This is a genomic window from Rubricoccus marinus, from assembly GCF_002257665.1.
Classification (GTDB): Bacteria; Bacteroidota; Rhodothermia; order Rhodothermales; family Rubricoccaceae; genus Rubricoccus; species Rubricoccus marinus.
The window spans coordinates 1,231,980-1,246,030 of record NZ_MQWB01000001.1 but is presented as its reverse complement, the minus strand read 5'-3'; the positions used below and the strand labels follow the sequence as shown (position 1 = coordinate 1,246,030).

The following is a 14,051-nucleotide window of genomic DNA, read 5'->3' as shown; positions in this document are numbered from 1 at the left end:
GGCAAGAGGTCAACGCCGTGCGGGACGCGCTGGCCGCGTTCCCCGCCGAGTGCTTCGGCTCGCTCTCGGGCGCCCTCGCCCGTCGCGCCCTAGCGGGGTTCGTGACCGGCGTGGACGTGGAGGGCACGCCCACGGACGCGACCGGCGCCGCCGTCGCGCTGGCGGAGTTGGAGATCGAGCGCCACGCGGCGGAGCTCGCGCGGCCCGACGACGGCCCCCTCGTGCGGGCGGCGTGCGAGCAAGCGGCCAACGCCCGCATCGTGCTCGACAAGGTGACGCGGGGGTACGTGTCGGCGCTTTCGGGCTCGTACTTCAACAACGCCGCCAGAGGCTGGGAGAACCGGCTGAGCGCGGCGCAGACCCGTCACGTCCGCGCCCTCGCGACGGTGGCAGCGCTGCGGAAGGCGGAGCGAGAGGAGGCCCGGGCCGCGGATCGGCACGAGAGCGAGCGCCTTCGTGCTCAGCGCGGGGCTCTAGCGGCTCCTCGGGCACACCGGCGCGGGCTCTACTCGGCTCTCTCGCCAGAGGCCTCAGAGGTGCCTATGGCATTGCCCGTGCATTCGGGGGACTCTATGCCGGACCCGAGAGAGGTGAACGTGAGCACGGCGTGAGCGGCCTCTGACGGTGGTTGCGTTGAGGGACACGCGACGGTTTTGGACTTTGCAAACGCGAGGCATTCACCGGACGTGATTCAGCCTACATCAACCGTGATCATATAGAGAGAAATCATGGTCTAGCCATACTACTCGGAATATCTCTCTCTCACGGTAGCCCACCATCGGCTTCTTGCCGCTGAATCGGAATGCAAGAAGAGTAACATCCTCAGTGATCTGCTCTGGAATTCCGGCATTGATGCTATCGTGGGTAATCTTCTCGCTACCGAGGCCGTGCCGATGTGCGGACCGGAGCTGCTTCCACGACAACTTGCTCCTAGTAACTTGCGCCATCGCAAACGAAGCCTTGTCCTCGGGCGAACAATCGTCCAAGTGATAACCCTTCTGAAGATGCCGGAGACAAAAAGCCGGGCTCTCTTTGTCGTAGTCCTCAGGCACGGAGGGGGCCTGGACGTGCGCCCCGCGCTGCGGTTTGGGTTGTTTGAACCTACGCGCCAACGACCTGAGTATCGAAGTACGCCTTGATTGAATCGCGTGTAATCACTGCACTACGCTCGGTCTCTTTCCATGGGGCCTCGTTGTGAGTGAACTTCATCAGCGCAGTCGCGGTGTACTGCCCATATACAGAAAACACCTCATCTAACACCTCCTGTACATCCGCGTCATAGTCTGTGAGATCGAAGCCTTCTGGCTCCGGAATAGCACCACGCCCGTACTGCTTGTACTCATGATATACGTCTGGGACCACAGGTCCATACTGCCATGCTTCAATTGGGTCTTCAAACAACGGTTCCTCTCGCAAAGCGAGGTGTAGACCCTGGGAGTAGTAAAGAAGCTTCTGGAGCTTGAGGTTCGTCATCACATCACCCTCTTCTGGCTCAGTGCGCCAGATAAAGTAGCGAGCGATGTCAGAGGCAGTATGCATGGGACCGCGGACTTGGGCAGCGAAGGTAAAGCGCCGCTGAGTAACAATCAATGTGGGCGCCAAGGAGTAACGAGTGGTATCCCCTAATGCAACCTTGAGGTAAGAGAGCAGGTTCGGAGGCGGCAGTGACGGCTCAGTGTCACATATTCGCGTCATGGCACGGGGTTTCGCCCTGTCTTTAAATCCACGGAGACGCTCTAGTGCAGGGACGCAGAGAAGACGGCTGCTCCGTAAGTACACGGCTTTAGGCGAAGCACATGAGACGCGAAGCAATGAGCCCATGTAAACGACGCCACCCTATCTCCGCGGGCACGGTGCAACAGCTTCGCCGTAGGTTGCGAGATGCCGAGGAAGCCGTCCCACCACCTCCGTAGCCTGCCTCTAGCGCTTGCGGCTACACTTTCACCAGAGGCCAAGCGAGACCTCGCGGACTACCGCACTGGGCAGCAGCGACGACGACTCGCGCGGGACGCTGGCGGCTGGGCTGCCGACCCCAACGGCGTCCCGCCCTTCCTCGAAGCCGCCGAAGCCGAAGCGACCCGCGCCGCCGACCTCTGGCGCTCGCTCAAACCCCGCTCTACCGAGACCGAAGCCATCGCGCTCGGCAAGCGGTTCGGCCTCGACGCCGGAGGCACCCGCGCGGCGCTCAATGCCTTACGCCGCGCGGAGCTTCTCACGCACGGCCCGGACGGGTACACCCCGCAGGGACCGGGCAACGTCCCCTTCTGAGCACGCGCCCCGCCGGCCTCTGGCGCCAGCGGGGCGAATCGGCTCAGGCGCCCGCGGCCTCGATGGCCGCGAGGTCGCCGGACTCGTAGGCCGCTTCGAGCGCCGCCTCGTCCGCGTCCCGGTCGGCGTGCGCGTCCACGATGGCCGCGCTCACGCCGGAGATGACGATGTTGACGCCGCGCGTGGGTCGATCTGACTCGCCACCCGTCACCGCCGTGACGTGGACGCGAACCGGCGTGGCGTCCGTGACCGTCCCGGCCTTGCTCGCGTTGAGGAGCGGGAGAAGCCAGCCCGCGTGCTTGTCTTGAACGTGCCCAATCACGTAGCAGCCCGCGCGCCCGTTCGGCGCGGCGAAGACCGCGATGCCGGGGCGTCGACCCTCGGTCGTCGCGTGTAGGACGCATGGCACGAATGCCGCGCCCGTCTCGTCCATGTAGTCCGCGAGCCGTCCGATCCGTGACGCCAGAGGCCGCACGCCGGTCAACTTGGACGGGATGGCGAGGGACGACCCGCCCGCCCTCAGGCTGTACGCTTCGGCCTGCTCCATCTTGGCGGAGAGATCGAAGCTCACGCCAGAGGCCCGGATGTGCGCGTACACGATGGCGGCGTCCTCCTCAATGGCCTCCTGACGCGCGAGGATGGGGAAGTCGGCGGACGGCGCCGGGCCGCTTGCGGGGGCGTGCGCCTCGCGCTCCGCCTGCCCCTCCTCAAAGGCTTCGGCGTAGATGTCGTAGGCGCCCGCGGGCGAGGTAGGAGCGTTGAACGCTTCGCCGTTGAGACCCGCGCGGTAGCCCGCGTCTCCGATCTCGTCGGCGTGGGCTGCGGTGGCGAAGGAGGCGTCGTAGAAGTCGGTGCGGTTAAACATTGTCGGATGGCGCGTTGGCCGGTTGCTGTACTCACATGGTAACAATATTTGTTACTCATGTCAAGAACAAACCGGCCCTGACCGTATCTTTTTTTGTTACCAACACCACCGTCAGGGCCGTACCTTGTGGACACACAGCAACCGGCCCCATGCCCACGCCCCGATACTCCGCGCTCCGCGCGTTGGACGACCCCGAAGACCTCCGCCGCTACCTCGACCTCAAAGAGCGCGTGCGCGCGCTGACCGCCGAGATGAAGGCGCTGGAGCCGACGATCTACGACGCCCTAGAGGTGGAGGACGACGGCCGCGCGGAGGCCCACGGATTCTCCCTCGAAGCCGCCGTCACCCGCTCCTACGCGTACCCTCCCGCGACGCAAGAGGCCGAGCGCGCCCTCCGCGAGAGGAAGGCCCGCGACCGCCAGACCGGCGCCGCGACCGTCAAGGCCGCGACGGGGTTCGTCCGCGTCACGCGCCAGAGGCCGGACCCCGCCGCCCTCGAAGCCGCCGCCACATCGGCGCTCGAACACGCCGCGAAGCTCGCGGCCTAGCCATCCCCTCCTATGGCCTCCACCGACGCTCCCACGCCCCGCCTCCGCGCGGGGTCCTACTACACCGCCGCCGAACTCGCCGTGCTCGCCCGCGACGCGCTGGAGGCCTCTGGCGAGACGCACGCGAGCGCGGCGGAGAAGCTGGGCAAGAAGCGGCCTGCCGTCTCCCGCGCGGTGAACCCGGACACGGCGAGCCCCGCGCTCTGCCTCTCCATCCTAGAGACGTTCGCCGGGTACACCGCCGACGCGCCCGCCTACAGGCTGCGCAAGGTGGAGGGCTAAAACATCGGCGGCCCGCCCTCGCAAGAGAACGGGCCGCCGAAACAGCAACCGGCGCGGCTACGCGAGCCGCCCGATTGCGTGCAAGCTAGCTCTACACAGAAGCCGCAGACTACGGACCATCTTAGCGGACGAGTGTCACCCGCCCTGCCCGTACCTCCTCGCCCGTGGGCAGCGACGCCGTCACGCGATAGGCGTAGATGCCCGGTTGCAGCGCGCTAAGGTCAATAGCAAGTGCTACGTCTCTGCCTGCCGCTAACTGCGCCTCCATTTCGTGCATCTGACGGCCGAGCAGGTCGAAGACCTCGACGTGAATGGCAGACGCACTCGGTAGGTCTACGAGCACCGTCAGCGCGCCGCGCGTCGGGTTCGGCGCCCCTGCGGAGAGGCCGAACGCCAGAGGCGCGGAGTCTTCGCCAGCCGTCATCACGCCACGCTCGATGGTCAGCGCCGACGCCGTCCCCGCCGTCTCCAGCGTTCCGTCTGAGCTCACCACGCGTTGGAACACCTCAATGCTCTGTCCAGCGCCGATGCCGATGGTCGCGAGCGCGTCCGCGAGCGCGCCGTAGGTGGTCTCCGCGCTCGTCGTAGAACTCGTGACCGTAAGGAGCCTCGTAGCGAACGACGCTGTCGAGGCCAGCTCCCACCGGTAATCAACCGCGTCCCCATCGGGGTCGGTCGCCGCGCTCCACGCCAGAGGCACGGGTGTCCCCTGATCGCCGGAGAGCATGAGCGTGCCGCTCGGTGCGGTGACGACTGAGGCCAGTGGCGCGTCGTTGACCGATGTGACGGTGACCGTCACAGTGCCTGAGGCCGAGCCTCCGGTGTCACTGGTGGCGTACGTGAATGTGTCCTCGCCCGAGAAGTCGGCCTCTGGCGTGTAGAGCACCGTCCCGGCGCTCTCGACCGAGACGGTCCCGTTGCTTGCGCCTGAGACGGAAGCCACCGACAGCGGCTCGCCTACGCGGCTCTCGTCGTTGGCGAGCACGTCAATAGAGACGGCGGTGTCCTCGACCGTCGTCGCCGCGTCGTCGCGCGCTACGGGCGAGAGGTCGGAGACCGTGACCGACACCCTCGCCTGCGAGGTGCCGCCGTTGCCGTCGAAGACGGTGTACAGGAAGGAGTCCTGGCCGGTGAAGCCGTCATCTGGGGTGTAAGTAACGACCATCCCTCCAGAGATGGCGACATCTCCGAACGACGCGCCGCCGGCAGCATTCACTCTCAGCGCATCGCCGTCGGGGTCGGTGTCATTGGCCAGCACCTCGATGCTCACGGGGTTGTCCTCGCCGGTGGACGCCACGTCGTCGTTCGCGACGGGCGCGTCGTTGACGGGCGTGACCGTCACGCGGACGGTGGCCTGCGAGGTCGCCTTCCGAAGCCCCGTCGGGCTCCCGACCGGGCCCTGCCCGTCGTCGACGGTATACGTGAACTCGTCGGTGCCGTTGAAGTCGTCCTCTGGCGTATAGGTGACCGCGCCGTCGTCGTCGACAGTCGTGGTGCCGTGAGCGGCCTGGGAGACCGACGTGACCGCAAGCGCGCTTCCGTCGTCGGGGTCGGAGTCGTTGGCGAGCACCTGCACGACGACAGCCACGTCCTCAGCCGTCGAGACGGCGTCGTCTACCGCGATGGGCGCGTCATTACGCCCGCCGACAGTCACGGTGACCCGCGCCGCGCTCGTGAAACGGCCATCGGTGACGGTGTACCGGAAGACGTCCGTCCCCACAAAGTCCGCAGCGGGCGTGTACCGGACTCCGCCGTCTGCGAGCTCCGCCGTCCCGTTCTGCGGTGCCTCCGAGACGCCCGAGATCTCCAGCGCGTCGTTGTCGGCATCGGTGTCGTTGGCTAGCACATCGACGGTCACCGCGGTGTCCTCTGGCGTCTCCGCCGTGTCGGCGTTGGCTACTGGCGCGTTCTCTTCGTCCGTCACCGAGAGCGAGAACTCCTGGGAGGTGGCGTCTGTCGCATCTTGCGCCGTCAGGACGATCTCGTAGGATCCGACCTCTGAATCTGTAGGCGTGCCCGTAAGAGACGCTGTGTTGTCGCCGTTGCCCGTGAGCGTGAGCCATGACGGGAGGTCGGTGGCTGAGAACGACACATCGTCTCCATCGACATCGGTGGCGACGATGTCGTAGCGGTAGAGCGCGCCCTCACGGACGGTCGCGACGGGCTCAGACGTGAACACAGGGGCGTCGTTAACAGCACGGATGGTGACTGTCACCGTCGCCTGCGCCGTGACGCCAGCGGCGTCTGCGACTACATACGTGAACTCGTCGGTGCCGTTGAAGTCGGCCTCTGGCGTGTAGGTCACCGAGGTCCCATCGGTCGAAACCGAACCGCTGGCGGGGTCGCCGAGCGCGGTGACCGTGAGGTCGTCGCCATCGGCGTCGGTATCGTTGGCCAGCACGGCGATTTCCAGAGCCTCGTCCTCGACCGTGCTTACAACATCGGCCTCCGCCAAAGGCGCGTCGTTGACGGGGCGGACCGTGACCGTGACCGTCGCAATGGAGCGCGCCCGCTTCACAACGCTTTGGGGAGAGCCGACAGGGCCGCCGCCATCATCGATGGTGTAGTCGAAGCGGTCCGTGCCGTTGAAATCGGCCTCTGGCGTGTAGGTGATGGTCCCGTCGTCGTTGAGCGTGACGGAGCCATTCGAGGGGTCCGAGACGTTGACGATGGCGAGCTCGGTGCCTGTGTCGGGGTCGGAGTCGTTGACGAGGACCGTGATCGTTACAGCTTCGTCCTCGTCCGTAACAGCCACATCGTCCACAGCGACGGGGGCGTCGTTTAACCCGTTGACGGTGATCATCACGCGGCCAAACGTGTCTTCAATCCCGTCACTAACTGTGTACAGCACGAGGTCCTCCCCTAGGTAGTTGGCATTGGGTGTGTAGACCAGGAGTCCGTTCTGAATTCCGGCCACGCCGTTGTCAGGCTGCTCAGGTATGCCAGTGATCGAGAGGTCATCGCCATCGGGATCCGTATCGTTGGCGAGCACATCGACCGAAACCGTGACATCTTCGCTCGTGGTCACCTCGTCGGTCACCGCCACAGGCGCGTCGTTGACCGGCGTGATAGTGACATCAACAAGCGCCGTTGCCTGCTCGCCGCCGCTCGTGACCACATAGACGAACTGGTCGGTCCCAAAGAAGTCTGGGTCGGGGACGTAACGGATGGAGTCTGGAGCGGACGCCGAGGAGAGGACGGTGAGCGTGCCGTGGCTCGCACCCGAGGCTGACATGATGGTGAGCCCGTTTCCGGTGTCGTTGTCGAGCACGGGGATGACGGCAGTAGAGTCCTCGGCGATGGTGACGGCATCGCTGACCGCAGTCAGCGGTTCGCTCACTTCGAAGTCGTACGCCGCGCCAGAGAAGGTCATCCCGTCCTTGGGGCCGGCCTCCCCAGGCGCGCCGACGAGGGCGCGGCCGCCCGAGAGCGACACGGAGGACCCGAAGAAGTCGCCAGCCCCGGCGTCGTTCGCGCGGAGCACGGCGGTCTCGGCCCATGCCCCGCCGGAGAGCTCGAAGACGTAGGCCGCGCCAGAGGCGTTCTCGTAGTTCTCCGGGAAGTCCAGCAAGTACGCGCTGACGAGGGCGCGGTCGCCCGAGAGCGACACCGCGACTCTAAATATGTCGCCCACCTCGGCGTCGTTCGCGCGGAGCACGGCGGTCTCGGCCCATGCCCCGCCGGAGAGCTCGAAGACGTAGGCCGCAACAGAGCCGCTCGTGCCGTTCGACGCGCCGCGCTCCCCAGGCGCGCCGACGAGGGCGCGGTCGCCCGAGAGCGACACGGAGGACCCGAACTGGTCGTCCACCTCGGCGTCGTTCGCGCGGAGCACGGCGGTCTCGGCCCACGACGTGCCGTCGAAGTCGAAGACGTACGCCGCCCCAGAGGATCTCGTGCCGCCCGTCGGGCCGTCCTCCCCAAGCGCGCCGACGAGGGCGCGGCCGCCCGAGAGCGACACGGAGAAACCGAAGAAGTCGCCCGCACCGCCGTTGCTCGCGCGTAGGATGGCGGTTTCGGCCCACGACGTGCCGTCGAAGTCGAAGACGTACGCCGCCCCAGAGGATCTCGTGCCGCCCGTCGGGCCGTCCTCCCCAGGCGCGCCGACGAGGGCGCGGTCGCCCGAGAGCGACACGGAACGCCCGAACTGGTCGTCCACCTCGGCGTTGCTCGCGCGTAGGATGGCGGTCTCGGCCCACGACGTGCCGTCGAAGTCGAAGACGTACGCCGCCCCAGAGGATCTCGTGCCGCCCGTCGGGCCGTCCTCCCCAAGCGCGCCGACGAGGGCGCGGCCGCCCGAGAGCGACACGGAGAAACCGAAGAAGTCGCCCGCACCGCCGTTGCTCGCGCGTAAGATCTGGTCTTCGTTCTGGTCGGCCATCTTGTCCACGGCCGCCTCCACGGCGTCGGCGAGAGCGCGAGCTTGGGGCGCCGCGAGGCCCTGCGCCTCAGCCTCAACAGCGAACGATGTGGCCTCTGGCGAGAACGTCTGAGCGGAGGTGGTGGGTACTAGAAGCGCTGCAAGAAGTGAGAGCGCAGCGAGATGGAAAGGGATGCGCATATAGGCTTGCAGCCTGAGGGGACAACTTGCGTTCGAGTGCCAAAGCTAAGCGTTTCAGCTAAAATTGCTGCCGCGCCAGAGGCCGAGCCCACTTCTGCCGACAGTGTGGCCCGTGTGAGGTTCATCCGTGTCCCCGAGGGAGCGCCATCAATTGCGCCTCGTTGTAACGCGGCCTGTCCGTTCGGCCACCGCATCCATCTCTACCGCTCTTGGAACTGTGGACCGAATTGCTATCTGGCGCCCCTTAGCCGTCGAGCAAAAATTTCAAAAACCTGTACCCGATCCTGTACCCGCCCCAAACAGAAAGGCCCCTAAGTCGTTGTGACTTAGGGGCCAAGCCCGAAGGCTAAGTGCCCGAGACTGGAATCGAACCAGCACGTCCGTGAGGACACACGACCCTGAATCGTGCGCGTGAGGACGAGGAACCCGCACGTAGGCCTCGTCAGAGGCTCTTCAGCGGCGGCGCTCTGGGCTGCTGCAGCATGACAGCAGCAGCCCCGACGGCGCGTCGACAGGTGGTGAAAGGACGAGCGCCATGGTACCACAGCGGGGGAGCCGCCGGGTCTGTCACGACGGGGCCGGCCGGGCGCCGGTTGAGCGCTGCGTCCGCCCGGGTGCGGTTCGGGCGGGCTCGTGATCCGGTTCGGGAGAGCGATAGGTTTCGCCCCGAGACTTCCGCTTCCGGCTCGTCTTGATCGGGCCGCCGGCATCCTTGAAGGTCTTCCCCGTCGCGACTGCGCTGATCGCCGACCCGGAAACGCCGTAGCGCTCGGCGAGCGAGCCCCGGGTTGGGGGAGAGGGCCCGGCGAGGGCGATCCGGATCGCGAAGGCGTCGGCCTCGGTGAGGACGGCTGTGTTGTGGCGGCCGTGGCGCACGGTGTCCCGGCAGTTGGCGGACTGGCCGCCCTCCGTCGTGAGGTGGGTCTCCTCGCAGCACGAGGGGTTCCCACACAGGTGCCGCACGGGCTCGCCTTTCGCCACAGGACGGTCTGCCAATTCCAGGGCGTACACGTACGCGTAACGGGTTACCCCGTCTATCGAGAGGCGTCCACGCCCCGCCTTGCTCAGCGCGCCGTTCCAGACCCGGCAGCCGTTCTCGTCGGGTTCCGCCACCTTCGCCCAGAAGCGCGCGCGGTCCTTTTCGGAATACGTCTTCGGCTGGGCCTCGCGCCGCGGCCCCGTCGGGGTGCGGCGACGTGAGGGCTTCTTGTCGGGCCCGATCATGTTGCCGCCCCGTCCGGGGTGGCTGCGTTGAGCGCGGCCGCTTGCTCGCGGCCTTCGCGGGCGGAGACTCCCTTGCTCACGGCCGTACCCCTCGTCGATGACAACGACAGGCGGTGCACGACATCGCGGCAGGGTCGGCCGCGCGTGTCGAACGAGGTGCGGACGGCGTAGTGCTGTCCCTCCTTCCAGTTCGTGTGCGACTTGGTCCGGCGCTCAAGGGAGAGCCGGGCGGGGATGGGCGGGGCCGCACGCGCGCACCGGTCGGCCGCAGGCTTCGTGGGCTTCACCTCGTTGCCGTCAAGGTCCGTGATGATCTCGCGGCCGCTGAACACCGGGGCGTGCTTGCGGCGCTCGGCTACGGCGGCTCGGGAGTTGTATCCGAGCCCGTGCGAGGTCATGAGGTGGTGACAGGGGTCGCCGGGGTAGAAGTGCTCCTTCAGCGAGTACGAGAGCCACGCCGCCAGGCCTGTGGCGCCTCCGTAAACCGGTTCGGCTTGGTGGGCCGCCCCGCCACCGGAACGGTACCAGCCTCGTACGATGGCGTCCTCCGGGTTGGGCAGCGGGCAAGAGATGACGCCGTGGATGTGGGGGTGCTTCTCCTCCCCGCGCTCGACCGCGACGACGTATTGCAGACGCTCGCCGGCGCGGCGGCAACGCTGGGCTAGGTTCTTGGCGAACGGCACCCACACAGACCTCACCAAGGCCTCCTTGAACGGGCGGAACGCCGTGTCCTCGACCGCCTTCGGATCGAGCGTGAGCGTCACCGCGATGAGGCTAGGAAAGGCCTTTATCGCCTCGGTGAAGTGGGCGACGTGAGACCGCTTGCCTCGTGGGCCGCAGACGGGGCACCGGCGGCGTTTGCACGGGAGGACGGCGAACTCCCCGGTATTGGGGTCGAGCAGGAGCAGCCCGCTTGACGGGCACGCCTGGGCTCCGGCCTTGTACGTAGTAGAGGAGGTAGCCCGTTCGAGCGGACGACCGGGCAAGGGTGTGGCTGGGGGCACGGCCGTTGGGCCTGCCCCGGGCATACATTGCTGCATGGAGGAAGTGTCTTGGTTAGGAAAAGACCCACCTCTCCGGCCTCGGACGACGGCAATCGTCCGGGGCCGTTCTGTGACGGGATGTCACTTCGTGGCGGGACTCAGAGCCTACTCAAAGGTTGTGTACTGCGGCATCCCCCGCAGGGGGGATGGCAGCATGTGCAAACCCATGTTCAATAGACGAAGCTATGATGCGGTTGGACTCCTCCGTGCCTGCGTGGGTACAGAGCTCTGTCCGCTCGACCGTCCCTGCCGCTGTCGGGACCAGCGTCCATGGTGGAGCGCGGCCGGTCCAGCGCCACGACGGAGGCGCGCGGTCAGAGAGTGGGAAGGCAGCGCAATGGCCTCTACCGCCGTGGCGGGCATACGTGCTGGTGCGTCTACCGCACGGCCGTTGCGCCGTGCATCCCGACGGCGCCGCTGCTCGAGGTCGTTCTACCTCGTGTGGACAAGCCGCCTCCGGACGGCCAAGCCCCCGAGGGCGATCCGGGTGAGTACATGCCCGATGACCTATCGACCGCCGGGCAGCCCCGCACACCGCTGCATACCATCGCGGCGACCGTGGAGGTGGCGGTACCGGCGACCGAGGACACGCCGCGCTCCTAAAGCGATACAGGGCCGATGCACATGAGCTCGAGGAGGTGGGTTACGATCCGGTCGATGGCCGAGAGCTCGGCGCTCAGCGCGTCGTCGCAGCCGCCGGCCCAGCCCTTCAGGTACGGCAGCGAGCACCGCGCCGTGTCGAGCCCCAGCGCGGCCAGCGCGACGTAGGCCGCGCCCTCGGCCTGGAGTTCGCACGAGGCCCTGGACGGCCTCCTCTGGCCGCCAGAGGCCTCGTCCGTGTCGAGGGCACCGGGAGCGTGGGCGACGGCGTGCGCGAGCTCGTGGGCCAGCACAGCGGCCCGGTCCGCAGGCGACAGCCCCGCCCGGACCTCGACGGTCTTCGCGCCGAAGCGGCACCGCCCGTCGGCGTACCCCGTGTCCGTCGTGACCACCTCGTAGCCGACGGCGCGGACCGCGGCCTCAATGCGGGGCACGAGCCCGGCGGGTCCGGCCGCGTCCAGGCGCTCGGCCGGCGGCACGTAGACGAGCGCGTCGTCCGCCACCGCCCGCGTCTGCGCGTAGTCGAAGACCACGACGGCGCGGAAGCCGTACGGCACCCGGCGGTCCGGGTCGGCGCCCGAGGCGACCTCGGCCGCGGACGGCCGGCGCAAGAGCGGGGCGAGGACCGTCAGGCCCCGCTCGCCGCGCTTGACCTGGCGCCCGTGCGCCTTCCACGACCGGAAGCCCATGCAGTGCCGGGCCTGGGGGTTCTGGAGATAAAGCAGCAGCTTATTCCGCGCGCTGTAGTCCGTGAAGCGGGCGCAGAAGGCGAGGTAGCCTTTGAGGCGCTGGGGGTCCTCGCGGACGGCGTCGAAGCCCGCTGCGAGCCGCGCGCTCGCCTCGTCGGCGCGGCGCTGCCCGGCCGTGCGGTCGCCTGCGGCGGTGAAGGAGAAGCCGAGCTGGCCGGCGGCGGTCGTGGGGATGATGGTGTCGTTCATGTCGGGGGTTGGAATGCGAGAGGCCGGCGCCTCCTGTTGGGGAAGCGCCGGCCTCGGGTGTGGGAAGGGAGGTTTGGGCCGCGTCAGGCCGCGGGCGGCACGTCGCGCGCGGCGACCCACGCCCGCACGTCGGCGGCTCGGACGACGCCGCCCGCGCGCGGGATGGCGGCGACGACGGCGTCTGCGAAGGCGCCGTAGTGCGCCTCGGCGACGCGGGCGCCACAGACGCGCGTGAGCACGGAGAGCGCGAGGTCGGCCGGGCCCGCGCCCAGGCGGCCCCAGTCGAGCGCGTCGGCGTGGCGGCGGACGTGGTGGCACGTCGCGCGCACGCTGCCGTCGACGGCGCGGACGAGCACGGTGTCGAGCGGGTCGGGAGTCGCCGGGTCAGAAGCCGCCGGGGTAGGAGCCGGCGAGCCTGGGTGCGACGTGCCGGGCCTGGGCACCACGAGGCGAAGCGGGGCGTGGAGGGCGACGGCGCCCGGGTGCCCGTCGCCCGAGGCCGTCACGCCCGAGGCCGTCACGCCCGAGGCCGTCACGCCCGAAGCGGCTCCGTCGCCGCCTGTGCCGAGCGCGTCGCGCAGCCGGGCGAGCGCCTCGCCGACGCCCGCGAGCACGACGTTGCAGCCCAGGCGGTACCCCTCGGTCTCGTGCCCGGTCACGCGCGCGACGAGCACGCGGAGCCCGAACGTGACGAGCGGGCGCGCCCAGGCGGCGTGCTTGGCCTGGACCTCGCCGAGCGGCTCGCCGCCGAGCGACGCCACGAGCGGTCCGTGAGCGTCGAGGTCCAGCTCCGCCCACGGTTCGACGCCGTCGGAGACGAGGCGCCAGAGGCGGCGCTGGTGCTGCGCCGTGCCGACGAGCTTCGACGGCACGGCGAGGCTGCGCGCGTCGTGGCGGACGCTGAACGCCGTCGCACCCAGCGCCTTGCGGACGAGGGTGTGCTCGGCCATGCGGCCGCGCTCGCGGGCGAAGGCGAGCCACGCCTCGGCCTCGCGGGCCATCCGGCGCGCGTGGAGGTCGGGCTGGGGGACGCGGGGGTCCGTCGTAGACGACACGCTGGCGGTGTTGACGATGGCGTGCTGGCCGTCGATCTTGGTGTTCTTGCTCATGATGGTGGGGGCCTGATCCCCGTCGTTGTGTTGGCCTCTGGCGCTGTGTCCGCAGCGCCAGAGGCATCCGGCCCGCGACTCTCGCGGCCGGGCATGGCGACGCCCGCCCCGGGGCTTCCAGGGCGGGCGTCGTGTGGTGCGGGACGTGGCGCGAGGCCGGCGTCCCCGGCCCGGGTTCGGGCCGTGCTGGATGCCGCAGCGCGGGGCGGCAGCTGCGGGCTAGCGAGAGGGCGTGTCGCCTCCGGCGCCGAGCGCCTGGAGGACCGCCGTGTAGCGTTCCGGGGAGCGGACGGCGCACGGCAGCCCGGCGCCGGCGTCGTCGAAGCCCCCCAGCCACGCCGCGACGTCGACGCCCCGCCAGAGGGCGGGCGGGAAGCGCGTGGGCCGGTTCTCGAAGCCGTCCACGACGCAGGCGTCGTAGCCGTCGGCGTAGGACGCGTCGAGGTGGTCGTCGTAGCCGTCCGCGGTGGAGCACTGGCAGAAGCGGGCGCTGCAGCCGGGGCAGAAATGGGAGGGGTCTTGAGTGGGTGTCATGGTCGTGCGGCCTGTGGCCGTCGGGGTGTCCACGCGCGCGTCTCCGAGGCCGGGTGCCGTCGGTCGTCGCGTGTGGGGTGTG

At 68.5% G+C, this 14,051-nt stretch carries 13 protein-coding genes; 5 read left to right on the top strand and 8 right to left on the bottom strand.

Annotated features, from left to right (window positions below; genetic code table 11):
- On the top strand, nucleotides 1-611 hold a 611-nt coding region (locus BSZ36_RS05085), incomplete at its 5' end, for a hypothetical protein (RefSeq protein WP_218827562.1).
- A gap of 490 nt (nucleotides 612-1,101) precedes the next feature.
- Here BSZ36_RS05085 and BSZ36_RS05080 read toward each other — a convergent pair.
- Nucleotides 1,102-1,539, bottom strand: coding sequence for a Panacea domain-containing protein (locus BSZ36_RS05080; RefSeq protein WP_094546639.1), 438 nt, complete (start codon nucleotides 1,537-1,539; stop codon nucleotides 1,102-1,104).
- Nucleotides 1,540-1,881: 342 nt separating this feature from the next.
- Here BSZ36_RS05080 and BSZ36_RS05075 point away from each other — a divergent pair, with 342 nt between their 5' ends.
- Complete coding sequence (locus BSZ36_RS05075; RefSeq protein ID WP_094546637.1) at nucleotides 1,882-2,268, top strand: hypothetical protein; 387 nt, start codon at nucleotides 1,882-1,884, stop codon at nucleotides 2,266-2,268.
- A gap of 43 nt (nucleotides 2,269-2,311) precedes the next feature.
- Here BSZ36_RS05075 and BSZ36_RS05070 read toward each other — a convergent pair whose 3' ends face one another.
- Nucleotides 2,312-3,133, bottom strand: a complete 822-nt coding sequence (locus tag BSZ36_RS05070) for a hypothetical protein (RefSeq protein ID WP_094546634.1) — start codon at nucleotides 3,131-3,133, stop codon at nucleotides 2,312-2,314.
- A gap of 149 nt (nucleotides 3,134-3,282) precedes the next feature.
- Here BSZ36_RS05070 and BSZ36_RS05065 point away from each other — a divergent pair, with 149 nt between their 5' ends.
- A complete protein-coding gene (locus BSZ36_RS05065; protein ID WP_094546632.1) occupies nucleotides 3,283-3,681 on the top strand; it encodes a hypothetical protein in 399 nt (132 codons plus the stop codon).
- A 12-nt stretch (nucleotides 3,682-3,693) separates the two neighbouring features.
- Nucleotides 3,694-3,963: a hypothetical protein gene (locus BSZ36_RS05060; RefSeq protein WP_094546630.1), complete on the top strand. Its 270-nt coding sequence runs from the start codon at nucleotides 3,694-3,696 to the stop codon at nucleotides 3,961-3,963.
- Nucleotides 3,964-4,084: 121 nt separating this feature from the next.
- Here the strand turns inward: BSZ36_RS05060 and BSZ36_RS05055 are convergent, their stop codons facing one another.
- From BSZ36_RS05055 to BSZ36_RS05045, 3 genes are all read right to left on the bottom strand, one after another.
- Complete coding sequence (locus BSZ36_RS05055) at nucleotides 4,085-8,521, bottom strand: Ig-like domain-containing protein (RefSeq protein ID WP_094546628.1); 4,437 nt, start codon at nucleotides 8,519-8,521, stop codon at nucleotides 4,085-4,087.
- Nucleotides 8,522-9,088: 567 nt separating this feature from the next.
- Nucleotides 9,089-9,745 carry a hypothetical protein gene (locus BSZ36_RS05050; protein WP_094546626.1) on the bottom strand — a complete coding sequence of 219 codons (657 nt, stop codon included), beginning with the start codon at nucleotides 9,743-9,745 and terminating at the stop codon, nucleotides 9,089-9,091.
- Nucleotides 9,742-10,509, bottom strand: a complete 768-nt coding sequence (locus BSZ36_RS05045; RefSeq protein WP_094546624.1) for a rolling circle replication-associated protein — start codon at nucleotides 10,507-10,509, stop codon at nucleotides 9,742-9,744. The genes BSZ36_RS05050 and BSZ36_RS05045 overlap by 4 nt, the downstream gene beginning before the upstream one ends.
- Nucleotides 10,510-11,229: 720 nt before the next feature.
- On the opposite strand from BSZ36_RS05045, the gene BSZ36_RS19250 reads away from it, so the two are divergent.
- Nucleotides 11,230-11,391, top strand: a complete 162-nt coding sequence (locus BSZ36_RS19250) for a hypothetical protein (RefSeq protein WP_179271029.1) — start codon at nucleotides 11,230-11,232, stop codon at nucleotides 11,389-11,391.
- Here the strand turns inward: BSZ36_RS19250 and BSZ36_RS05035 are convergent.
- The 3 genes from BSZ36_RS05035 to BSZ36_RS05025 form a co-directional block, all read right to left on the bottom strand.
- Nucleotides 11,388-12,326 (bottom strand): ArdC-like ssDNA-binding domain-containing protein, encoded by a 939-nt coding sequence (locus BSZ36_RS05035; RefSeq protein WP_094546619.1) that lies wholly within the window; start codon nucleotides 12,324-12,326, stop codon nucleotides 11,388-11,390. The genes BSZ36_RS19250 and BSZ36_RS05035 overlap by 4 nt on opposite strands.
- An 83-nt stretch (nucleotides 12,327-12,409) precedes the next feature.
- Nucleotides 12,410-13,435, bottom strand: a complete 1,026-nt coding sequence (locus BSZ36_RS05030; protein ID WP_094546616.1) for a DUF6166 domain-containing protein — start codon at nucleotides 13,433-13,435, stop codon at nucleotides 12,410-12,412.
- A gap of 219 nt (nucleotides 13,436-13,654) precedes the next feature.
- Nucleotides 13,655-13,969: a hypothetical protein gene (locus tag BSZ36_RS05025; protein WP_094546614.1), complete on the bottom strand. Its 315-nt coding sequence runs from the start codon at nucleotides 13,967-13,969 to the stop codon at nucleotides 13,655-13,657.
- Between the last annotated feature and the right edge of the window lie 82 nt (nucleotides 13,970-14,051).

Coding starts and splice junctions, on each gene's coding strand:
- BSZ36_RS05060 (WP_094546630.1), top strand. CDS start 3,694: ATGGCCTCCACCGACGCTCCCACGCCCCGCCTCCGCGCGGGGTCCTAC.
- BSZ36_RS05070 (WP_094546634.1), bottom strand. CDS start 3,133: ATGTTTAACCGCACCGACTTCTACGACGCCTCCTTCGCCACCGCAGCC.
- BSZ36_RS05075 (WP_094546637.1), top strand. CDS start 1,882: ATGCCGAGGAAGCCGTCCCACCACCTCCGTAGCCTGCCTCTAGCGCTT.
- BSZ36_RS05055 (WP_094546628.1), bottom strand. CDS start 8,521: ATGCGCATCCCTTTCCATCTCGCTGCGCTCTCACTTCTTGCAGCGCTT.
- BSZ36_RS05050 (WP_094546626.1), bottom strand. CDS start 9,745: ATGATCGGGCCCGACAAGAAGCCCTCACGTCGCCGCACCCCGACGGGG.
- BSZ36_RS05025 (WP_094546614.1), bottom strand. CDS start 13,969: ATGACACCCACTCAAGACCCCTCCCATTTCTGCCCCGGCTGCAGCGCC.
- BSZ36_RS05065 (WP_094546632.1), top strand. CDS start 3,283: ATGCCCACGCCCCGATACTCCGCGCTCCGCGCGTTGGACGACCCCGAA.
- BSZ36_RS05035 (WP_094546619.1), bottom strand. CDS start 12,326: ATGAACGACACCATCATCCCCACGACCGCCGCCGGCCAGCTCGGCTTC.
- BSZ36_RS05030 (WP_094546616.1), bottom strand. CDS start 13,435: ATGAGCAAGAACACCAAGATCGACGGCCAGCACGCCATCGTCAACACC.
- BSZ36_RS05080 (WP_094546639.1), bottom strand. CDS start 1,539: ATGCATACTGCCTCTGACATCGCTCGCTACTTTATCTGGCGCACTGAG.